Source organism: Dysgonomonas sp. 521 (assembly GCF_010501055.1).
Taxonomy (GTDB): domain Bacteria; phylum Bacteroidota; class Bacteroidia; order Bacteroidales; family Dysgonomonadaceae; genus Dysgonomonas.
In genome coordinates this window covers 36419-55140 of record NZ_QVMO01000022.1, presented here as the reverse complement: position 1 = coordinate 55140, position 18722 = coordinate 36419, and the positions used below count along the sequence as shown (strand labels likewise).

Annotated in this window: 18 protein-coding genes; 17 read left to right on the top strand and 1 reads right to left on the bottom strand. The window is 40.8% G+C overall.

Features of this window, described 5'->3' with window-relative positions; genetic code table 11:
* The first annotated feature begins 188 nt into the window (after positions 1-188).
* From D0T84_RS08565 to D0T84_RS08510, 12 genes are all read left to right on the top strand, one after another.
* Complete coding sequence (locus D0T84_RS08565) at positions 189-815, top strand: fumarylacetoacetate hydrolase family protein (protein WP_163307465.1); 627 nt, start codon at positions 189-191, stop codon at positions 813-815.
* 140 nt (positions 816-955) lie between these two features.
* On the top strand, positions 956-2119 hold the full coding sequence (gene porV, locus D0T84_RS08560) for a type IX secretion system outer membrane channel protein PorV (RefSeq protein ID WP_163307464.1): 1164 nt from the start codon (positions 956-958) through the stop codon (positions 2117-2119).
* Between the two features lie 27 nt (positions 2120-2146).
* Entirely contained in the window at positions 2147-2626 is a 480-nt protein-coding gene (ispF, locus tag D0T84_RS08555) for a 2-C-methyl-D-erythritol 2,4-cyclodiphosphate synthase (protein WP_163307463.1), read from the top strand.
* A gap of 19 nt (positions 2627-2645) precedes the next feature.
* A complete protein-coding gene (mnmD, locus tag D0T84_RS08550) occupies positions 2646-3317 on the top strand; it encodes a tRNA (5-methylaminomethyl-2-thiouridine)(34)-methyltransferase MnmD (RefSeq protein WP_163307462.1) in 672 nt (223 codons plus the stop codon).
* A 71-nt stretch (positions 3318-3388) separates the two neighbouring features.
* The gene (dusB, locus tag D0T84_RS08545) at positions 3389-4378 is read left to right on the top strand and encodes a tRNA dihydrouridine synthase DusB (RefSeq protein ID WP_163307461.1); all 990 of its coding nucleotides are present in this window, start codon (positions 3389-3391) and stop codon (positions 4376-4378) included.
* 4 nt (positions 4379-4382) lie between these two features.
* On the top strand, positions 4383-4646 hold the full coding sequence (locus D0T84_RS08540) for a DUF1905 domain-containing protein (protein WP_163307460.1): 264 nt from the start codon (positions 4383-4385) through the stop codon (positions 4644-4646).
* A 137-nt stretch (positions 4647-4783) separates the two neighbouring features.
* Positions 4784-6259, top strand: coding sequence for a cysteine--tRNA ligase (cysS, locus tag D0T84_RS08535; RefSeq protein ID WP_163307459.1), 1476 nt, complete (start codon positions 4784-4786; stop codon positions 6257-6259).
* A gap of 133 nt (positions 6260-6392) precedes the next feature.
* Positions 6393-7097: a DNA alkylation repair protein gene (locus D0T84_RS08530; protein ID WP_163307458.1), complete on the top strand. Its 705-nt coding sequence runs from the start codon at positions 6393-6395 to the stop codon at positions 7095-7097.
* The gene (locus tag D0T84_RS08525) at positions 7094-8317 is read left to right on the top strand and encodes a pitrilysin family protein (RefSeq protein ID WP_163307457.1); all 1224 of its coding nucleotides are present in this window, start codon (positions 7094-7096) and stop codon (positions 8315-8317) included. The genes D0T84_RS08530 and D0T84_RS08525 overlap by 4 nt, the downstream gene beginning before the upstream one ends.
* A 33-nt stretch (positions 8318-8350) precedes the next feature.
* A complete protein-coding gene (locus D0T84_RS08520; RefSeq protein WP_163307456.1) occupies positions 8351-9058 on the top strand; it encodes an outer membrane beta-barrel protein in 708 nt (235 codons plus the stop codon).
* 68 nt (positions 9059-9126) lie between these two features.
* Complete coding sequence (locus D0T84_RS08515; protein ID WP_163307420.1) at positions 9127-9411, top strand: hypothetical protein; 285 nt, start codon at positions 9127-9129, stop codon at positions 9409-9411.
* Positions 9412-9497: 86 nt separating this feature from the next.
* Positions 9498-10124: a ribonuclease H family protein gene (locus D0T84_RS08510; RefSeq protein WP_163307469.1), complete on the top strand. Its 627-nt coding sequence runs from the start codon at positions 9498-9500 to the stop codon at positions 10122-10124.
* A 12-nt stretch (positions 10125-10136) separates the two neighbouring features.
* On the opposite strand, the gene D0T84_RS08505 is transcribed toward D0T84_RS08510, so the two are convergent.
* Positions 10137-10502, bottom strand: coding sequence for an ACT domain-containing protein (locus tag D0T84_RS08505; protein ID WP_163307455.1), 366 nt, complete (start codon positions 10500-10502; stop codon positions 10137-10139).
* A gap of 295 nt (positions 10503-10797) precedes the next feature.
* Between D0T84_RS08505 and D0T84_RS08500 the strand changes: the two genes are divergently transcribed.
* The 5 genes from D0T84_RS08500 to D0T84_RS08480 all read left to right on the top strand — a co-directional run bounded on the left by D0T84_RS08500 (position 10798) and on the right by D0T84_RS08480 (position 18683).
* Positions 10798-12099, top strand: a complete 1302-nt coding sequence (locus tag D0T84_RS08500) for a mechanosensitive ion channel family protein (RefSeq protein ID WP_163307454.1) — start codon at positions 10798-10800, stop codon at positions 12097-12099.
* Between the two features lie 301 nt (positions 12100-12400).
* Positions 12401-12871, top strand: coding sequence for a MarR family winged helix-turn-helix transcriptional regulator (locus D0T84_RS08495; protein WP_163307453.1), 471 nt, complete (start codon positions 12401-12403; stop codon positions 12869-12871).
* A 12-nt stretch (positions 12872-12883) separates the two neighbouring features.
* A complete protein-coding gene (locus D0T84_RS08490) occupies positions 12884-13990 on the top strand; it encodes an efflux RND transporter periplasmic adaptor subunit (protein WP_163307452.1) in 1107 nt (368 codons plus the stop codon).
* Between the two features lie 116 nt (positions 13991-14106).
* On the top strand, positions 14107-17271 hold the full coding sequence (locus tag D0T84_RS08485; protein ID WP_163307451.1) for an efflux RND transporter permease subunit: 3165 nt from the start codon (positions 14107-14109) through the stop codon (positions 17269-17271).
* Between the two features lie 5 nt (positions 17272-17276).
* Positions 17277-18683 carry an efflux transporter outer membrane subunit gene (locus D0T84_RS08480; protein WP_163307450.1) on the top strand — a complete coding sequence of 469 codons (1407 nt, stop codon included), beginning with the start codon at positions 17277-17279 and terminating at the stop codon, positions 18681-18683.
* Positions 18684-18722 lie beyond the last annotated feature (39 nt).

Sequence of the window (18722 nt, the reverse complement as noted above, 5' to 3'; positions counted from 1 at the left end):
GAAAGACAAGTTGAGTATTAAAAAGAGGCTATATAAAGCTGCGTTGGATACTCAATATCTCAGGAAACTATTGAAAATTTGATGCGGTTGCCCTGACAAAGTCTGTTAAGATAGAAAAATGTTGTATTATTTTTTTTCTGTTACTTAGAAACTTATGTATCTTTGCCGTGGATTTTTGCAGTAAAGAGATGAAAATTATCTGTGTAGGTCAGAATTACCAGTCACATAATAAAGAGATGAACAGGGCATTATCCAGTAGCGACGATGATCCTGTCCTTTTTATGAAGCCCGATACAGCTTTGCTCTCAGGAGATAAGAAGGATTTCTATATTCCCGATTTTTCATCTGACGTACATTACGAAGCCGAAGTTGTAGTGAAAATAAGTAAGATGGGGAAGAACATTGCTGAACGGTTCGCTTCCCGTTACTACGAAGAGCTAACCCTGGGTATAGACTTCACCGCGAGGGATATACAAGCCGGATTGAAACAGAAAGGGCTTCCGTGGGAGATAGCCAAGGCTTTTGACAATTCTGCGGCTGTCGGACAGTTTGTACCGAAAAGCAAATACGAGAAGCTTATTGATGATATTGATTTTCGGCTATTGATAGATGGTAAAGTGGTACAGGCCGCCAATACCTCGGAAATGATACATCCGGTAGATAAAATTATAGCGTATGCCAGCCGTTTCTTTACCCTGAAAACAGGCGATTTGATATTCACAGGCACTCCGGCAGGAGTGGGTAAAGTGCAGATCGGTAACCGTTTGATAGGCGAAGTGGAAGGAGAGAAATTGCTGGAAATAACAGTTTGTTGAATGCTGAAATGTTAAATTCCCGAAGGTAAACAATAATTTGTATCAAAAATTGTTATCTATATACATTAAGGATTAAGAGAATGCTAACAAACTATAATTAAACCTTAACAAATAAATTAATTACTTAAATAGTAGAATAAATGAAGAGTCTTTTAAAGAAAATCTTGTTTGTAAATATCTTTACATTGATTGCACTCGGTGCAAATGCACAAGATGACATGAATCCGATAACAACAGGTGTGCCGTCGCTAATTATAGCGCCCGACGCCCGTGGTGGTGGTATGGGAGATGCTGGTGTGGCTACAGCTCCCGATGTATATTCACAGCACTGGAATGCGGCTAAATATGCCTTCAATCCAAGTAAGGCAGGATTTGGATTATCATATACTCCATGGTTGAGAAAAATCATTAATGATGTAGCGCTTGTTTATGGTGTTGGTTACTATAAGCTTGGAAATGAAAACAATCAGGCTATAAGCGCGTCTATCCGCTACTTCTCTATTGGTGATGTAAATATTACTGACGGCTATGGAAACTTCCTGAACAGCGTTTCTCCTTACGAAATGGCTTTCGACGTAGCTTATTCCCGTAAGTTGAGCGAAACATTTTCGGGTGCGGTAACTGTTCGTTACATCCGTACAGACTATACGGGTGCCTCGGAAGGAACTTCGGCAGGTAATGCGTTTGCCGCAGATATTTCGGGTTATAACGAATCATATATCCGTACAGGTAGCTCTGAAAGTTTATTAAGCTTTGGTTTTAATATCTCTAATATAGGTACAAAAATATCTACCGATGGTGGCCCGCGTAACGACTTCTTACCTACAAACTTACGTTTAGGTGCGTCCATCATGTACCCTATGAATGACGTAAGTACATTGTCGTTCAGTGTAGACGTTAATAAATATCTGGTACCTACGCCCCCACTTCAAAAAGAAGATGAAACGAATGACGAATTCGAGAAGAGACTAAAAGACTACAGAGAGATAAATCCTATCTCCGGTATCTTTAAATCATTCGGTGATGCTCCCGGCGGATTCTCCGAAGAGTTGAAAGAAATCATGTGGTCGGTTGGTGCTGAATACGATTATAACGATAAATTCCGTGTACGCACAGGTTATTTCCACGAAAACAAGATGAAAGGTAACCGTCAGTATGTTACATTTGGCGCCGGATTCAAGATGAGCGCATTCCAGCTGGACGTAGCTTATCTGGTAGCTACAGCTCAACAGAATCCGTTAGACCAAACATTGCGTTTCTCCCTTGGATTCGATATTGACGCAATGAAAAACCTGTTTAAATAATATTTTAAGAAAAAGCTGTTTGATAGTATGAAGATACGGGTAGGTTTTGGCTATGATGTGCACCGCCTTGCCGACAACAGAGAGTTGTGGCTGGGAGGGGTCAAAATAGAACATAGTCAGGGACTATTGGGACATTCCGATGCCGATGTGCTTATACACGCGGTATGCGATGCTTTGCTCGGCGCGGCAAATTTACGGGATATAGGTTTTCACTTTCCGGATACGGCAGGCGAATATAAAGATATTGATAGCAAAATACTGCTGAAGAAGACGCTGGAAGTAATCACCGAGAAAGGGTATAAAATTGGTAATATAGATGCTACTATATGTGCCGAGCGTCCAAAGATTAACCCGCATATACCCGCGATGCAGAAAGTGATGGCAGAAATTTTACAGATTTCTGTTGACGATATATCAATTAAAGCGACAACCTCGGAAAAGATGGGTTTTGTTGGGCGTGAGGAAGGTTTTGCCTCTTATGCAGTCGCTTTAATTGAAAAGGAGTGATAATTAGACACAAAGAGAAATGAGTGTGAAACCCCTAATAGAGCTTACTGCCGATGGGTCTCACACTCTTTTCGTATCCGGAATGGACGAGCATTACCATTCGGTAAACGGTGCGATACAGGAGTCAACTCATGTTTTTATCAATGCAGGGATGCACTGCTGCAAGAAAGATAATATTGATATTCTGGAAATAGGCTTCGGCACCGGATTAAATGCCTTTTTGACCTTGCAGGAGATAAAGAGTACCCATAAATCAGTCCGCTACACAGGATTGGAACTTTATCCCTTGCCCATATCCATTATAGAGAAACTGAACTATGCGGACAGATATCCGGACGAGGATAAACAACTGTATAATAAACTGCATCAAGCCGAATGGGGCAAAGAAGTCCCGATATTACCGGATTTCACACTTACGAAGATAGAATGTAATCTTACCGGATTCGATTTAAGTTCTTTAGGCCATCCGGTAGACCTTATTTATTATGACGCGTTCGCGCCTGATAAACAGCCGGAAATGTGGTCGCAGAAGATTTTTGATTCCCTCTATAATATTACAAGCCAAGGTGGCATATTGGTAACTTATTGTGCAAAAGGCATTGTTCGCAGAATGATGCAACAATCAGGCTACAGGGTGGAGCGGCTGCCCGGCCCTCCCGGCAAAAGAGAAATGCTACGCGCTACAAAATAACTTCCTCTTTCTCATCTGATAAAAGATAACTATATTTGTGCCTGATTTTTAATTAAAATCTATAAGGTATAATGAAAATAGGCAATATAAATTTCTCCAAAAATCCGGTGTTTCTGGCACCAATGGAGGATGTTACAGATATGGGCTTCCGCCTGATGTGCAAACAGTTTGGCGCAGATATGGTATATACCGAATTTGTATCCAGCGATGCATTGATACGCCATGTGAACAAAACGCAGGCTAAACTGACAATCAGTGAAGAAGAGCGTCCTGTGGCCATCCAGATATACGGGCGCGAAGTAGAGGCGATGGTCGAAGCGGCTAAAATATGCGAAGAGGCCAATCCTGATATTCTTGATATTAATTTTGGATGCCCAGTAAAAAAGGTGGCGGGCAAAGGCGCCGGTTCGGGTATGATGCGGACGCCGGATCTGATGGTTGATATAACGGCGGCCGTTGTAAAGGCTGTGAATATTCCCGTGACGGTAAAGACCCGTCTGGGGTGGGACTGCGACTCTAAGATAATCGTTGAACTTGCAGAGCGGTTACAGGATGCTGGCATACAGGCATTGACGATTCACGGGCGCACACGTTCGCAAATGTATTCGGGCGAAGCCGACTGGACATTGATAGGGGAGGTTAAGAATAATCCACGCATGCATATTCCCATTATAGGTAATGGGGACCTTACTACACCTGAGGTATGTAAACAGCGATTTGAAGAAACAGGCGTAGACGCCGTAATGATAGGGCGGGGGAGTATCGGTAGCCCGTGGGTATTCGAAGAAGTAAAACACTTCCTGAATACCGGGGAGAAGTTGGCGAAAAAGGAGTTCAGATGGTATCTTGATGTACTGAAGGAGATGGTAAATAAGAATATCGCTCATTCGGGCGAACGGGGCGGTATCATCCATAGCCGCCGTCATCTGGCCGCAAGTTCTGTCTTTAAGGGACTGCCCGACTTTAAGAAAATAAGAGTAGCCATGTTGCGCACGGAATCCGTAGACGAGCTTTTCGGGATAATAGACAATATCCCCGATCAGTTTGGTATAAAGGATTGATAATATGAATAAAAGATTTGAATTTGACGCTGAAATAAAAAAGGTGCCTGATATAGATGGTGCATATCTGGAAATCCCTTTCGATGTAAAAATTGCATTTGGAAAAGGTAGAGTGCCTGTAAATGCAACTTTCGACGGAATACCTTATTCCGGTAGCATTGTAAAGATGGGAACTCCATGCCATATAATAGGAATACTGAAAAGCATTCGCAAGCAAATAGGGAAGCAGCCTGGAGATATTGTGCATGTAACTGTAGAAGAACGGTAAAACCAGGTTTCTGTTTATATTGACGCAAATTTGAAGGTATTGATTTTTCATGTGTTTGTCCCGTAACTCATTCCTTATTCCTCATCACGTATTACTTTTTTTAGTATTTTTGTATTTCTAAAAAATGACGTATTGTTATGGAACAAAAACTATCGATTTATAATACCCTGACACGGAAAAAAGAATTATTCGAACCGCTTCATGCGCCTCATGTGGGGATGTATGTTTGTGGTCCTACAGTATATGGAGACGGCCATTTGGGTCATGCCCGCCCCGCTATTACTTTCGACCTTTTGTTCAGGTATCTTACCCATATCGGCTACAAAGTACGCTATGTGCGCAATATTACGGATGTAGGGCATCTGGAAAATGATGCGGACGAGGGAGAAGATAAAATAGCGAAAAAAGCCCGCCTCGAACAACTTGAACCGATGGAGGTGGTGCAATATTATACAAACAGGTACCATAAGGCGATGGATGCGCTGAACGTATTGTCTCCGTCTATCGAGCCTCACGCATCGGGGCATATTATAGAACAAATAGAGGCGATTAAGGAAATTCTCAAAAGCGGATACGCTTATGAAAGTCAGGGTTCGGTATATTTCGATGTTGAAAAATATAATAAGGATTACGATTATGGTATCCTGTCGCATCGCAATATCGAAGAAATGCTGAATACTACACGCGATTTGGATGGTCAGGATGAAAAAAGAAATAAGGTGGACTTTGCCCTGTGGAAAAAAGCCGCTTCCGAACATATCATGCGTTGGCCTTCGCCGTGGAGTGACGGCTTTCCGGGCTGGCATATCGAATGTTCAACGATGAGTATCAGATATCTGGGTAAGGAATTTGATATACATGGTGGAGGCTTAGACCTGATGTTCCCGCATCACGAGTGTGAAATAGCGCAAAACACCGCTATGGAAAAACAGCGTGTGGTGCGTTACTGGATGCATAATAACATGATTACGGTAAACGGGCAGAAGATGGGTAAATCTCTCGGTAATTTCATTACCCTAGACGAGTTTTTTACAGGCTCGCACCCCATGCTGGTTCAGGCATATTCGCCTATGACGGTACGCTTTTTTATCCTGCAAGCTCACTATCGCAGTACGGTAGATTTTAGCAACGAAGCATTGCAGGCTGCCGAAAAAAGCCTTGAGCGTCTTTTCGATGCTTATGGGCGGATAGATAAGATACCGGCCTCAACGGTTTCGTCTGTAGATGTAAAGGGTATCCGTCAAAAATGTTATGACGCATTAAACGATGATTTGAATTCGGCTATAGTTATCGCCCATTTATGCGAAGCCGGTACAGCTATTAATTCGGCATGTGCAGGTAGCGTCACACTAGCACAGGAAGATATAGACGAACTGAAAGCTGTTTTCGATACATTCCTGTTCTCCATACTTGGTGTTCGCAACGATGCTACAAATGCAAATAATGGCAGTAACGAAGCCTTTGGTAAAGCGGTGGATTTATTGCTCGACATTCGCCAGAAGGCCAAAGAAAATAAAGATTGGGCTACATCCGACCAGATACGCAAAGAACTTTCTGATGCCGGATTTGAAATAAAGGACGGTAAAGATGGCGCAGAATGGAAACTCAAATAGATTGTGATTTATTCTTCTGTATAAAAAACCTGTAAATTTATCTATATATAAAGGGTTATTTTCAGGATAAGAAAAGTTACAATCAGGAATAACCTTAAAGTTGTCACTTTTGTCACTTTTTAGTTAAAATATTATGACTGCGAAAGAAATCGAAAAAGAACTGGAAACGTATTCTACACCTGAAAAGAAAGAGTTTCTCCCATATTTTTTCAAGACAGGTAAAGGAGAATACGGAGAGGGCGATAAATTTCTCGGGGTTGTTGTTCCCGATACCCGCAAAGTGGCAAAGGAGAATAAGGATATTTCTTTTGACGAGTTGGTAAAGCTTCTTGACAATAAATATCACGAGTGCCGCCTGTGCGCTTTATTGATATTGGTTGAAGCTTTCAAGAAAACAAGAAGTGAGGCCAAAAGAAAGAGTATAGTCGATTTTTACCTGTCGTATACGCACCGGATCAATAACTGGGACTTGGTAGACCTGAGCGCGAAAGATATAGTGGGCGAATATCTGGTGGATAAGGATAGAGGGATACTGTATGAACTTGCAGACAGCACTCTTTTATGGGATCAGCGCATTGCCGTTATTTCTACATTTGCATTCGTCAGGCGGAACGACCATAAAGATATTCTGGCATTATCGGAAAAACTATTACATCACAAACATGACCTGATACACAAGGCTATAGGCTGGATGCTCAGGGAAGTCGGTAAGCGGGACAAGAGTTTGCTCATTGATTTTCTCAACCGTCATCATAAAGAAATGCCTCGCACCATGCTGCGCTATTCTATCGAGAAATTAACACCTGAAGAGCAGGCATTTTACATGAAGAAAAAATGATAAACTATTATACGCATACACTGGCTAACGGGCTTCGTATTGTACATAAACCGATAGAAAGCAATGTCTCTTATTGTGGCTTTGTGGTCAATGCAGGTACGCGCGACGAGTTGCCGGGCGAATACGGAATGGCTCACTTTGTAGAGCACATGCTGTTTAAAGGTACCCGGAAGCGGCGTTCTTTTCATATCATAAACCGTATGGAGAATGTAGGCGGCGAACTTAACGCCTATACTAATAAAGAGGAGACAGTCGTATACTCTGTCTTTTTGGAACAACATTTCAGCCGTGCCATCGAACTGCTTGCCGATATTACCTTCCATTCTAATTTTCCACAGCAGGAGATTGACAAAGAAGTGGAGGTGATTATCGATGAAATACATTCTTATGAAGACAGTCCCTCTGAACTTATCTTTGACGAGTTTGAAAATTTAGTCTTCGATAAGTCCGGGATAGGGCATAATATATTAGGAGAGGAAGATTTCTTGGTAAAATTTAATACGCAGATGGCTCAATCGTTTGTGGATAAGTTTTACGTGCCGTCTAATGTTGTCTTTTTTTCGGTTGGTAATACTGCTTTCAAGAAGGTTGTGTATTACGCTGAAAAATACCTGTCGGGCCTTTCATCCTCAGTTTATCAGGCAGACAGGGTAAGCCCTGTGGATATACTACCCGTAAAAAAGACAAAAAATAGAGACACGTCACAGGCGCATGTTTTGTTGGGAGGCCGTTCATATTCTTTACACAACCGGGACAGAAGGGCACTGAACCTGCTGAACAATATACTAGGCGGACCGGGGATGAATAGCCGGCTAAATATCTCTCTGCGGGAAAAAAGGGGATACGTCTATAATGTGGATTCATCCGTAACGGCATATACCGATACGGGAGTGACCTCTGTTTACTTTGGGTGTGATAAGAAGAATGTGCAAAAGTGCATGGATTTGGTATATAAGGAGCTGGATAAAATAAAGAAGAATAAATTGACTGCCACGCAGTTGCATGCAGCTAAAAGGCAACTGATGGGACAAATTGGGGTTATGAGGGATAATCATGAGAATCTGGCTTTGTCTCTGGGAAAGAATTTTATGCATCATAACCATTTCAATACATTAGAAGAGACCTTTGAAAGAATAGATTCGATAACGGCAGAGCAGATATTGGCTGTAGCAAACGAAATTTTTGATGAAAAGAAGTTGTTTACTTTAATATATAATTAATTATTCTAACTTTGCAGTAACTATACTGACTTTATGAAAACATTTATAAAAATAATATTACTAATATCTTTGTTTGTTTATTGTGTCGGGATTAGCGCTCAATATAAGCCTAAGAAACGGTTTACCTCCGATATCTATGCCGGTGTCAATCTGGCGGAAATGGATATAGGCGGAAAAGGAAATAATACATACAAACAGGCTAAGGTGGGTCTTCATATTGGTTTTAATCTTAATTATAAGATTCTCTGGAATTTGCAAGTTCAAACTGGCTTTTTAGTTACCAAGAAAGGATTGAAAAGGCATGTTAATACCGTCACCAAAGACGAAAGCATTAATGAGAAAACTACCTATGACGAATGGAGTAATACAACGGGGAATTATATTCAAATACCTCTTAATCTGGGTTATGAGGTGTATTTTACCAAAACATTTGCTGTTAACATAAATGGAGGTTTTTATGCAGCCTATGGTTATAAGGGAAAAGGTACATTCAGCAGTATCTCTGTTAGAGAAGATGGATATGGAGCGCCTGTAGAAACTATTGTTCCCGAATATGAATATGATACCTATACACCTGATAGATGGAGGCGTTTCGATTATGGGCTGAATGGAAGTGTGGGACTGATATATGATATATATACCTTTAAGATAAATTACGAATACGGTCTGTATAATATCTCGCATAGTGATCCCGAGTTGAGAAACCGTAATTTCTCGGCATCGGTAGGTTTCAGGTTCTAATCTATTATTTCTCAAACTTTATACATTACATTGTTGTTTTATATGTGTCATTTTAAATAATTACAGCGATGGAAAACTTAATAAAAAAGCTTCAGGTTGAAGCCGGGCTCACCGAAGATCAGGCAATAAAAGCTGTCTCTATAGTCAAAGATTATATGGATAAAGAAGGGCTTGATATAGACTGGGATAAATTCTTTAAAGGCAAGTCGGAAGAGTTTCTCGATAAAGCGAAGGGTTTATTTGCCGATATCTCTAAAAACACACAAAGTTATACCGATAAGTTTGTAGATAAGGTAGATGAGCTTGCGGATAAAGCCCGTAAAAAAGCATCAGATTTTTTTAATGAAAAGTGATTTATAACTAGTTGAAAAAAATAATGAATATCTGTAGGTGTAAGGCGCTTGCAGATATTTTTATTGATACTCAAAGTAGGGGAAGCGTGGCAAAAAAGAATTTCTATGTAGTTTGGAATGGTGTTACACCGGGAGTTTATTCTTCGTGGGCAGAGTGTAAGGCGCAGGTAGAAGGATATGATGGTGCTATATATAAATCTTTTCCTACAAAGGAAACAGCTGAAAAGGCCTATAATGAAAGTCCCTGGTTGTATGTGGGAAAGAATGCCGAAAAGAAGAAGGCAATTTCGATAAATAGTATCCCCGAGATTATCAAAGACAGCCTTTCTGTAGATGCGGCATGTAGTGGCAATCCCGGATTGCTCGAATACAGAGGAGTATATGTGAAGAGCGGGGAAGAAGTATTCAAGCAAGGGCCATTTGAACGAGGAACTAATAACATAGGCGAGTTCCTTGCACTGGTACATGGCTTGGCGTTGCTGAAGCAAAAGGGATATTCCATACCCATTTACACCGATAGCGTTAATGCCATTAAGTGGGTTCGTGAAAAGAAATGTAAGACAAAGCTGGAGCGTGTTCCCGAAAATGAATCCCTCTTTTATATGATAGAGCGTGCCGAAAAATGGCTCAGGGAAAATACATATACTACCCAGATTATCAAATGGCAGACAGATAAATGGGGCGAGATTCCTGCTGATTTTGGCCGGAAATGAAGCGGGTTCTGTTTAGCTGATCCTATAGTTATAACTCTGTAAGGCGTCTATGGCTTTGTCAAAGTCCTCTATCTTTATCAGGATATAGTCGGTATTGAAGGTAGATATAGCAAATATGCTTATCTCATTATCCGCTAATATTTTAGATATCTTTGATAAGATCCCTACTAAGGAGAAATCGAGCAAACCTTCGAGCCGGAATGCTTTCCATCCCTTTTCGGATACGATACAATCTGCGGGTGTAGATGATTCTTCACATACAAGGGAAATTTCCTGATCAGTCTTGCTTACAAAGCAGAACTCATCGTCGAATTTTATATTATCAGCGCTACGAACCTTACAGACCGAAAATACTTTGTTTATAATTTTGAGTTCCATACCGATAGATTTAATGTTCCGATAGGCAATATACAAATATTCTCTTTAATATGAATACATGGATATATGATTTTTATATGTACCGAACATGTCTATGATTTTTTAAGTTAATATTTGTTTTTCTATAAGGAGTCTCTATAATTGTTAAATTGTAGCTTAGTATCTTTGTCGAATATTTTAAACAGACTCAAAATATGAATACAAAGAGGATTTACTCTGATTTTGCAGAACATCTTTTTATAATACTTGTTTAGAACAAAGGAATATCTTTTAATATAAATTAAAATAGTAAGAAATGGATTCACAGGAAATACAAGCTGAAGCTGGTACGATCACTAGAGCCATCGCTCTTTGGATGGAAGGTTTTCTCAAAGGGTTTGGGATTGCCGAACAATGGATAATATATACAAAACTAATTGTATTACTGGCTTTGGTCATAGTTATCGCATTTTGCATACAATTTCTATTAAAGAAGATTTTGTTATTTATTCTCCGTAGGGCTGCCAGTATTACCAAATTGTCATTTATTAATTATGCAATAGAGAACAAACTCCCTCATTATATCGCATTGATTGGCCCTTACTCTTTTGTACGAGGAACAATACCGGTTATATTCTACGATTTCCATTCGTTGATTTCTCCTATGCTTAAACTGACAGATATTTACGCAGTCTTTATGATTATCTGGCTTATCATGTCAGTCATCAGGTCGTTTGGTGGCGTTTTGCAAGAGAAACCGGCTTTTCATAACAAGCCAATGAAAAGCTATTTTCAGGTTATAAATATAATACTGTTCATCTTTGGCGCGGTAATTATATATTCCATCATTACAGGACAGTCGGCAACAGCTTTCTTTGCCGCTATGGGGGCTGCCTCAGCTATTCTTATGCTGTTATTTCAGGATTCGATCAAAGGCTTTGCAGGTAGTATTCAGGTAACAACCAATAATATGGTACAGATTGGAGATTGGATTACAATGAGCAAATATGGGGCAGATGGTAATGTAGAGGAAATTAACCTGACAACAGTAAAGATCCGTAATTTTGATAAGACGATAACGACTGTACCTACCTATGCTTTAATCTCTGATTCATTTCAGAACTGGCGTGGTATGCAAGACTCCGGTGGACGCCGATTTAAACGGGCTTTGAATATCAAGCATGATACGATACGTTTTCTGTCTGATGAAGAGTTGGAGAAGTATAAAGGCGTGGATGGGCTTAAAGAATATATACAGACCAAACAGAAAGAGTATGCCGAAATGGATCAGGGTTCAGATATTTCGATACCTCTGAATCAGCATCGTATAACGAACAGTGATTTATTTCTTCAGTATGGAGTTTATTATTTGAGAAACCATCCCCGGATAGATAAGGATAAGACATTATTGGTACGGCAGCTTGCACCTACAGCCCAAGGCTTGCCTATCGAACTATATACATTTACCAATACAACCGTATGGGCTGAGTATGAAGTTATCTTGTCCGAAATAGTGAATCACTTTATCGGTGTTGTCAAATATTTCGATCTGCAGATATACGAAGAATCTTCGGGAAGTGATATTTATGATGTGTATATAAAAGAAAATGTGAAATAAGAAACTGTTTAAATTTTAGAATGAGGGTGTGTCAAAAGCCTGTCATTCCGTGCCTGATACGAAATCCCCTAAAGATAGAGTTTTGATTATGAGTGGGATTGCGAGTCGGGACTGCAATGGCGATTACTCTTTTTTTGACTTTTCACACATTCTCATTTTCTATATATAGCAATTATTTTTTTATTGAACAAATGTTATAGCTTGCATAAAAAATGTTAAACAACATGTTTTTATCGAATACAATATGTACTTATTATAAGTGTACTTATTATATTTGCCAACAAATTTAAATAAAGATTGAATGGATGGAAATTGTAACAAATTTGAAAATCCCAATGATGATATAGGTTATCTTATTTGGAGGGTTTCTAAGTATTGGCAAAGAGGTAAACACAAATTACTTGGAGAGTTCGGGCTTACAGGTTCTCAACTCGAATTGCTGGGTGCTATATATCACATGTCGAAACAAAAGATGGAAGCAACACAGATAATATTATCACAAGAGACAGAAATAGACCCGATGACTACTTCTACTATATTAAGGAATCTTCAGAAGAAAGGGCTTATAAGCAGAAGGGAAAGTACAACGGACACCAGAGCGCGCATTGTAGAAGTGACAGATGCCGGCTCGGAGCTTTTCGAAAAAGCGATTATGAAAGTGAAAGAAGGACAAGATTTACTCTTTGAGAATGTAGACCGCAATGCACTGAAAATGCAGTTACAAATATTATTGCGGGAAATGGATAGATTAGGTAAAACAATAAATAATTAACATTAATTAGGTATGAATTTGAAACAGATTGTTTTTGGAGCAGTGGCTCTTATGGTTATAGCATCTTCTTGTGGAAAGAAGGGTGGGACTGACGCTCCGGTTGCACCGCAAGAATACCCTACTCAGGTATTGAGTGCACAAAATGTTCAGCTTGAAACAGTTTACCCTGTTACAGTAAAGGGACAAGATGATACGGAGATCAGGCCTCGTATCGATGGATTTATCGATGCCGTTTATGTAGACGAAGGTTCGGTAGTAAGAAAGGGGCAAACTTTATTTAAAGTGAACTCGCCTTCAGCAGAGCAGGCTTTGAGGACAGCAGAGGCGGCTGTAGAAAGTGCAAAAGCACAGGTGGCTACTGCAGAATTGAATGTGGCAAGATTCGAACCACTGGCAAGTCAGGGTATCGTTAGTGATGTTCAGTTGAAAACATATAAAAACGCGCAGTCTTCAGCCGAAGCATCTTTGGCACAGGCAAAGGCTCAATTGGCAAATGCGAGAGCTCAGATAGGATGGACTAATGTTTCGAGCCCGGTAGACGGAGTTGTGGGTTCTATCGCTTACCGTTTGGGTAGCTTGGTTAACAATGGAAATGTACTGACTACGGTATCCAGTTCTAAGAATGTATTCGCATATTTTTCTATTAACGAAAAAGAACTGATAAAATTGCTGGCTGATTTACCTGGGAAAAGTCAGGCCGAGAAAATCAATAACCTGCCCGAAGTAAGCCTGAGAATGGCTGATGGCAAAATATATGATGAAAAAGGAAAAATAAGGACCATTACCGGATTAGTGAATACTACCACCGGGACAGTAACTCTGAGAGCTGAATTCCCTAATGCTCACGGACTACTGAGAAGCGGTTTTAGCGGCAATATTATCATCCCTAATCATATTGATAATGCGATTGTCATACCTCAGAAAGCGACATTTACCCAACAGGATAAATATCTGATTTATAAGGTACAGGGCGATTCGGTAGTTTCTACACAGATTACTGTAGTTCCAACACCTGATGGGAAAAATTATGTTGTTACTGACGGATTATCTACTGGCGATCGTATAGTAAGCGATGGTATTGTGACATTATCGAACGGAAAGAAGATTGTTGCAAAATAAGAACAGGCAAAGAATTTGCTAACAAAGTTTGACATACATATAATATTGTATGCGGAATTCTTTTAGTCTCAGAATATATAACAAAAAGGATATAAAAATAAAAAATATAGATAACGATGTTAAAAACATTTATAGAAAGACCTGTATTATCAACCGTTATATCTATCATCATAGTGGTGTTGGGTATAATCGGGTTGTCAACATTACCGGTTGAACAATATCCCGATATTGCTCCTCCCACAGTACAGGTTCAGGCCACATATCCCGGTGCAAATGCGGATGTGGTAATGAACAGTGTTGTAATACCTATCGAAGAGCAGATAAACGGTGTTGAGGGGATGACATATATGACATCAGACGCCAGTAACGGACAGGCTACCACCAGGGTTTTCTTCAAACAGGGAGTCAATCCTGACATTGCAGCCGTAAACGTTCAGAATCTGGTTGCCCGTGCCAATCCGCTTCTCCCAAGTGAGGTTACCCAAACTGGTGTAATAGTACAAAAACAACAGAACAGTACCATATTAGGGTTTACCCTGACAACAGATAATCCCGATTATGATGGTATGTTTCTCCAGAACTATGCGAATATCAATATCCTGCCGCAGATAAAACGTGTATATGGTGTGGGTAGTGCAAACGTATATGGAGCGAAGGACTATTCGATGCGTATCTGGCTGAAACCGGATGTGATGGCTTCATATAAGATTTCTCCACAAGAAATTATGGGAGCATTGCAAGATCAGAATATTGAAGCTGCTCCCGGACAATTGGGAGAAAGCAGCGATCAGTCGTTCCAATATACGATGAAATTTACCGGAAAACTGAAATCTGCCGAAGAATTTGGAAATATAATTATCCGTTCTCAGAACGACCAGATCTTGAGAGTAAAAGATGTAGCAGATGTTGAATTAGGCGCTTTATACTATTCGGTAGTTTCACAGACCAATAAGAAAGATGCGGTATTCGTTGCCATCAGTCAGACTGCAGGATCGAATGCGCAGGAAGTTATTTCCAATGTAAAAGGCGTGCTTGACGAAGCTGAGAAAAATTTCCCTAGTGGTGTAGGTATCAACTATTTGATGGACTCCAGCGAATTCCTGGATGCATCTATCGAAAAGGTAATCCATACACTCATAGAAGCGTTTATACTGGTGTTTATCGTTGTGTTTGTATTCTTACAGGATATAAGGTCTACCATCATTCCGGCTATTGCAGTTCCGGTGGCAATTATAGGTACATTCTTCTTCTTGCAGGTATTTGGGTTCTCTATCAACTTATTAACGTTATTTGCCCTCGTACTGGCCATTGGTATTGTGGTCGACGATGCCATAGTCGTCGTCGAGGCCGTCCATGCGCAGCTCGATGCCGGAGAGAAGGATCCTAAGGCTGCGACAATGACGGCGATGAAAGAAATTGCTCCTGCTATCGTTTCCATTACGTTGGTAATGTCGGCGGTATTTATTCCGGTCAGCTTTATCGGAGGTACTTCGGGTATATTCTTTAAGCAGTTCGGTCTGACTCTGGCTATTTCGATCCTGATCTCTGCCGTCAATGCGTTGACGCTTAGTCCGGCTTTATGTGCCTTGTTCCTGAAAGCTCATGACGAAGAGCATAAGAAGAAAAACTTTATGCAACGTTTCTACTATTATTTCAATATGACTTTCAACAGCGCGACTCAGAAATATAAGAAGAGTTTGCAATTCCTCGGAAAGAGAGGACATCGCTGGATTACAGTTGCAATAATTTTGGTAGCTTCAGTTGTTTTGTTTGGACTGATGAAATTCCTTCCTACAGGATTTGTACCTCAGGAAGACTCGGGTGGTGTAATGGGATTTGTCACATTGCCTCCGGGATCGTCACTGGAAAGATCAGACTCGATAGTACAACAGGTAGTTGGTATGGCTCAGGAGATTGACGGTGTACAGGCTGTAACTAATATTACAGGGGTAAACTTTATGGCAGGTATGGGTAGTTCGTATGGTACCATGATTGTAAAGATGGAACCTTGGAACAAGCGTAAACTGTCTACCAATGAAGTTTCGGCAATCCTTAAGGAGAAAACATCTTCTATCAATAACGCTACATTCTTCTTTATGGCTACACCTACACTGCAAGGTTTCGGTTTGGGTGCCGGTGTTGAAATGCAGCTACAAGACAGGATGGGTGGCGATATTCATGAGTTCTATGATATTACTACAAATTTTGTAAACAAAATGCAGGAACGGGATGAGGTTATGATGGCTATGACCAACTTTAACCCGAACTTCCCTCAAAAACTGATCGAAGCCGATGTACCTAAGATTAAAGCGGCGGGGCTGACCCTTAGCCAGGTGATGACATCTTTGCAGGCGTATGTTGGTAGTTCGTATATCTCTACATTCAACCTTTATGGTAAGCAGTTCCGTGTGATGGTGCAGGCTGCTCCTGAATACAGGACTAAGCTTGAAGACCTGAGCGGGCTGTTCGTTCAGACAGGCTCAGGGGATATGTCGCCTATAACAGAGTTTATCCGTATATCGGATGTGACTGCTCCTCCTACATTGTCGCGTTTCAATATGTATTCGTCTATGGACGTTACCATAATCCCTAACATGCTGAAAGGGTACAGTACAGGGGATGTACTGAAAATAGTAGAAGAAATGTCTCAGGATAAGTCTATCTTCCCTGACAACTATACCTATGAATACTCAGGTATGACCCGTGAGGAAGCAGGTAGCGGAAGCCAGACAATCCTGATATTCGGTATATGTTTGATATTCGTTTACTTATTGCTTTGTGCCTTGTACGAAAGTTATATTATCCCGCTTGCAGTATTGTTCTCATTACCGGTGGGTCTTGCAGGGGTATTTATCTTCCTGATGATATTCGGGGTATCGCAAGGTATTGTAAACAATATCTATGTACAGATATCGATGATCATGTTGATCGGGTTGTTGGCTAAGAATGCCATTCTGATTGTGGAGTATGCATTGCAACGCCGTCAGCAGGGTATGAGTATCGTTGAGGCTGCTGTAAATGGTGCTGTTGCCCGTCTTCGTCCGATTCTGATGACATCGTTCGCTTTCATCGCCGGGCTGTTGCCACTGATGTTTGCCTCAGGAGCAGGTGCTATCGGTAACAGGTCAATCGGTATCAGTGCCGTAGGTGGTATGTTTATTGGTACTATGATTGGGGTTTTGGTTATTCCTTCACTCTATATCATATTCCAGTCCCTACAGGATAAGATTAGTAAATCGGGAATGATCAACTCAAATGATGAGTTTATTAATAAAAAATAATGACTATGATTAGAAAATATATGAAAGGTGTGGTTCTATTGGGGGTAATACTCTCAATGGGATTCACCTCCTGCGGGGTGACAAGCAACTACAAAGCTCCTGAAATAGACTCTCAAGATTTGTTTAGAGGAGAAATCCCGACAGATACAACCACAATAGCAAATATCCCGTGGAGGGAGTATTTTACAGATCCGGCTCTCCAGGCCCTGATTGATGAAGGTTTGGCCAACAACTTCGACATGAGGATTGCAATAACCCGTATTCAGCAGGCAGAAGCAGGATTAGTGATGGCTAAATCGGCATATTTCCCTACTATTGCTTTAGGTGGAATAGTAAATCACACACAAGTAAGCGAAAAAAATGGGAAAGAAAGGGTACTTGGATACAAAGGTTCAACGAACTACAGTCTGGGCATTGCCGTTACATGGGAAGCCGACCTGTGGGGAAAGTTGAGCAGCAAATCGAGGGCGCAATATGCAAACCTGATAAGTACACATGCATATCGCAACCTGATACAAACATCACTGGTATCGAATATAGCCACAACTTATTATTCTCTGCTGGCACTGGATGAGCAGCTAAAGATAACGCTGGAAACGATAGAATTGCTGAAAGAGAGTACAAATACAATGGATGCCATGATGACGGCCGGTTTGCTGAACCGTGCCGGGGTAAAACAGAGCGAAGCATTGCTGTACAGCACACAGGTAAGTGTTCCGGCTCTTGAAAGCCAGATCAGGCAACTGGAAAATTCACTTTCGGTACTTGTAGGGCGCAAACCGGGCTCGATATACAGAACAAACCTCATCGACCAGTCAGTTCCAAATCATCTGGAATTTGGGGTTCCGGCACAGATGCTGGCTAAACGCCCGGATGTGATACAAGCAGAAATGGGATTCAGGTATGCATTTGAAATGAGAAATGCAGCCCAAAGATCGTTGTATCCTTCTATAACGTTGAGCTCAGGACAAATTGGATATAGTTCCAACACGTTGTCACAATTCTTTCAACCGACAAATATACTAGCTAATCTGGTTGGCGGGCTTACCCAGCCCATCTTTGCCGGAAACCAGCTAAAAGGACAGTATAAGGTTGCCAAGGCTCAACAGGAAGAAGCGTTGCTTACTTTCGAACAGACTGTACTGAAAGCCAGTCAGGAGGTATCGGACATTATGTACACTTATGAGTCTTCACTTCGTAAGAACGAAAACCGGTCGAAGCAGGTGGATGCATTGAAAACGGCTGTGGACGATACGAAGAAATTATTGAGTGCCGGAGAGGCCAACTATACAGAAGTACTGAATTCGGAACAGAATCTGTTACAAGCACAACTTGGGCAGGTAAATGATAAGCTCGAACAGCTGCAGGCAACTGTAAATCTTTACAGAGCTCTTGGTGGCGGTATTGAGTAAAACAATCTGATTACATACTAGTGAATAGGGATAGTCCGC

Coding starts and splice junctions, on each gene's coding strand:
- D0T84_RS08530 (WP_163307458.1), top strand. CDS start 6,393: ATGACTGCGAAAGAAATCGAAAAAGAACTGGAAACGTATTCTACACCT.
- D0T84_RS08485 (WP_163307451.1), top strand. CDS start 14,107: ATGTTAAAAACATTTATAGAAAGACCTGTATTATCAACCGTTATATCT.
- D0T84_RS08495 (WP_163307453.1), top strand. CDS start 12,401: ATGGATGGAAATTGTAACAAATTTGAAAATCCCAATGATGATATAGGT.
- cysS (WP_163307459.1), top strand. CDS start 4,784: ATGGAACAAAAACTATCGATTTATAATACCCTGACACGGAAAAAAGAA.
- mnmD (WP_163307462.1), top strand. CDS start 2,646: ATGAGTGTGAAACCCCTAATAGAGCTTACTGCCGATGGGTCTCACACT.
- D0T84_RS08525 (WP_163307457.1), top strand. CDS start 7,094: ATGATAAACTATTATACGCATACACTGGCTAACGGGCTTCGTATTGTA.
- D0T84_RS08500 (WP_163307454.1), top strand. CDS start 10,798: ATGGATTCACAGGAAATACAAGCTGAAGCTGGTACGATCACTAGAGCC.
- D0T84_RS08520 (WP_163307456.1), top strand. CDS start 8,351: ATGAAAACATTTATAAAAATAATATTACTAATATCTTTGTTTGTTTAT.
- D0T84_RS08565 (WP_163307465.1), top strand. CDS start 189: ATGAAAATTATCTGTGTAGGTCAGAATTACCAGTCACATAATAAAGAG.
- D0T84_RS08515 (WP_163307420.1), top strand. CDS start 9,127: ATGGAAAACTTAATAAAAAAGCTTCAGGTTGAAGCCGGGCTCACCGAA.
- dusB (WP_163307461.1), top strand. CDS start 3,389: ATGAAAATAGGCAATATAAATTTCTCCAAAAATCCGGTGTTTCTGGCA.
- D0T84_RS08540 (WP_163307460.1), top strand. CDS start 4,383: ATGAATAAAAGATTTGAATTTGACGCTGAAATAAAAAAGGTGCCTGAT.
- D0T84_RS08480 (WP_163307450.1), top strand. CDS start 17,277: ATGATTAGAAAATATATGAAAGGTGTGGTTCTATTGGGGGTAATACTC.
- ispF (WP_163307463.1), top strand. CDS start 2,147: ATGAAGATACGGGTAGGTTTTGGCTATGATGTGCACCGCCTTGCCGAC.
- porV (WP_163307464.1), top strand. CDS start 956: ATGAAGAGTCTTTTAAAGAAAATCTTGTTTGTAAATATCTTTACATTG.
- D0T84_RS08490 (WP_163307452.1), top strand. CDS start 12,884: ATGAATTTGAAACAGATTGTTTTTGGAGCAGTGGCTCTTATGGTTATA.
- D0T84_RS08505 (WP_163307455.1), bottom strand. CDS start 10,502: ATGGAACTCAAAATTATAAACAAAGTATTTTCGGTCTGTAAGGTTCGT.